Source organism: Petrotoga halophila DSM 16923, assembly GCF_002924615.1.
In genome coordinates this window covers 418-3,595 of sequence record NZ_JALY01000031.1, presented here as the reverse complement: position 1 = coordinate 3,595, position 3,178 = coordinate 418, and the positions used below count along the sequence as shown (strand labels likewise).

1 protein-coding gene and 1 pseudogene are annotated in these 3,178 nt (G+C 32.9%); both read left to right on the top strand.

The features are described from left to right. Positions 1–618 (top strand): annotated as a pseudogene (locus AA81_RS01435) (alpha-glucuronidase); the annotation flags it as partial. 44 nt (positions 619–662) lie between these two features. Further along, positions 663–2,996, top strand: a complete 2,334-nt coding sequence (locus AA81_RS01430; protein WP_103078984.1) for a glycoside hydrolase family 3 N-terminal domain-containing protein — start codon at positions 663–665, stop codon at positions 2,994–2,996. Positions 2,997–3,178: the final 182 nt, after the last annotated feature.

The window sequence follows — 3,178 nt, the reverse complement described above, 5'->3', positions numbered from 1 at the left end:
TTGAGTGGTAAAAAAATTATAGAAGAATGGATAAAATGTACTTTTGGAAATAATGAAACTGTTTTAAATAATTTATCCGAAATGATGTTAAAGTCTTGGAATATTTATGAGAAATATACAGCACCTTTAGGAGTAGGTTGGATGGTTAATCCTGGTCATCATTATGGTCCTAATGTTGATGGATATGAGTATTCAAGGTGGGGTACTTACCACAAAGCTGATCATTATGGTATAGGTGTAGACAGAACCTTGAAATCAGGAACGGGTTATACAGCACAGTATCGTCAACAAAATTTTGAGAAATACGAACATTTAGATTCTTGCCCCGATGAACTATTACTTTTTTTTCATCATGTCTCTTATATTTACAAATTGAGCAATAACAAAACCGTCTTACAACATATTTATGATACGCATTTTGAAGGAGTCGAGGATGTACAATGGTTAATAGATAAATGGCAAGGCTTAGAAAGATATATTGATAGTAAAAGATATAGTTCTGTTTATCAAAGATTATTAGAACAAAGGGAAAGTGCTAAAGAATGGAGAGATATTATAAATTCATACTTTTATAGAAAAACAATGATCTATGATGAAAAAAGGAGAAAAATATACTGAAAAAAGACAAAAACGATAAAATATTTTACAAGGGGGAAGTTTTTATGCAATTTTACAAAAATCCAAATAAACCGATAGAAGAGCGTGTTGAAGACCTTTTAAAACAAATGACTTTGGACGAAAAAATAGCCCAACTTGGTTCTTTTTGGAGTTATGAGCTTCTTGATAATGGTAATTTCTCTTTTGAAAAAGCTCAAAATTTATTGAAAGAAGGAATTGGTCAGATAACTCGTCCAGGAGGAGCGACAGGATTCTCTCCTAAGAAAACAGCTGAATTGTCAAACAAAATTCAGAGATTTCTTCTTACTGAAACAAGATTGGGGATTCCTGCTTTTATGCATGAAGAATGTTTGAGTGGTTACATGACAAGAGGAGCGACCATTTTCCCTCAGATGATTGGTGCGGCAAGTACTTGGGAACCTCCATTAATAGAACGAATGACAACAAGTATAAGAAATCAAATGAAAGCTCTTGGAATACATCAAGGATTATCTCCAGTTGTTGATGTAACTAGAGATCCTAGATGGGGGAGAACTGAGGAAACTTTTGGAGAAGATCCATATTTGGTTGCAAAGATGGGAGTTTCATATGTTAAAGGGTTACAATCTGATGATTTGAAGAATGGAGTAGTTGCTACTTTAAAGCATTTTGTGGGTTATGGGGTTTCTGAAGGTGGGATGAATTGGGCGCCAGCTCATATCCCAGAAAGAGAACTAAAAGAAACATTTCTCTTTCCTTTTGAAGCTGTTATTAAAGAAGGAAAAGCTAAATCTGTCATGAATGCTTATCATGAGATTGATGGTATACCTTGTGGAGCTTCTGAAATTTTGTTGAGAAAAATTTTGCGAGAGGAATGGGGTTTTGATGGTATTGTTGTTTCCGATTACTTTGCAATCAATTCATTGATGGAATATCATAAATTAGTATCAAATAAAAAAGGAGCAGCTATAAAAGCGTTAAAAGCTGGGATAGATGTTGAACTTCCCTCTTTTGATTGTTATAAAGAACCATTAAAGAATGCGATAGAAAATGGAGAGCTTTCTGAAGCATTTATTGATAAATCTGTTAGAAATATTTTACGATTAAAGTTTGAGATGGGATTATTTGAAAATCCTTATGTTGATTTAGAAAAGGTTCCAGATAATTTAGATACACCTGAAGATAGGAAACTCGCGTATGAAATTGCTAAAAAATCAATTGTTCTATTGAAAAATAATGGAATAGTGCCTTTGAAAAAGAATCCAAACATAAAAAAAGTTGCAGTAATTGGACCAAATGCAAACAGCGCTAGAAATTTAACAGGGGATTATACTTATTTAACACACTTAGAAACCTTAAAACAAGGAGCTTTCGGTACTTCAGCAATGGAAGGAATTACTTTTTCTGAAAGTGAATTGCCAATAAAAACCATATATGAAAGTTTGAAAGAAAAATTAGAAAAGTTAAATGTGGAAACATCTTACGCAAAAGGTTGCGAAATAAATGGTGACAACAAAGAAATGTTTAAAGAAGCAATCGAACTTGCTAAAATATCTGATGTTGCTATTCTAGTTTTAGGTGATAAATCTGGGTTAACATTAGATTGCACAACTGGTGAATCTCGTGATAGTTCTACGTTGATTTTACCAGGTGTACAACTTGATTTACTAAAATCTGTTATAAATACGGGAACACCTGTAATTGTTGTTCTTGTAAACGGAAGGCCATATTCGTTAGACTGGGTATCAAAAAATGTTTCTGCAATATTTGAAGCTTGGTTACCTGGTGAAGAAGGTGGCAATGCTCTGGCCGATATTATTTTGGGTAATGAGTCCCCTTCAGGGAAATTGCCTATATCTTTTCCGCGTCATGTGGGACAAATTCCAGTTTATTATAATCACAAGCCTTCTGGAGGAAGAAGTCAATGGTGGGGAGATTATACGGATTCACCTGCCAAACCACTATATCCTTTTGGCCATGGTCTCAGTTATACACAATTTGAATATACGAATCTTCAAATTGAAAGTAGCGATAGAATCGTGAAAATAAGCATGGATGTTAAAAACATAGGTGAAGAGACAGGTGACGAAATTGTTCAGCTGTACGTGAATGATGAAGTCGCTAGTGTAACTAGACCTGTGAAAGAATTAAAGGGTTTTCAAAGAATTACACTTAAACCTTCAGAAAAGAAAAGAATCATTTTTAATCTCCCAATAGAGACTTTAGCGTTATATAATGAAAAAATGGAATTTTTGGTTGAAAAAGGTTATTTTAAAGTTATGGTGGGATCCTCTTCTGAAGATATAAGGTTAAATGAAAAATTTTACATTGATAAAGATATTAAAATTTCGCCTCAAAACAAGAAGTTTTTTAGCGATGTGGTTCTGGAAGAAAATTAAAGCTTATTTTACGGAATTTAATATAAAAATCGAGGTGGATCACCTTGTTTAAAAGCATAAGAGGAAAACTTTCTTTAACAATTATAATAATATTAGTTTTATTTGGCGTTGTCGTTGTTTTTAATATTGTCTCATTGATTTCATCAAATGATGGACTTTCTAATTATAAAGATTTGTCAAAT

Coding starts and splice junctions, on each gene's coding strand:
- AA81_RS01430 (WP_103078984.1), top strand. CDS start 663: ATGCAATTTTACAAAAATCCAAATAAACCGATAGAAGAGCGTGTTGAA.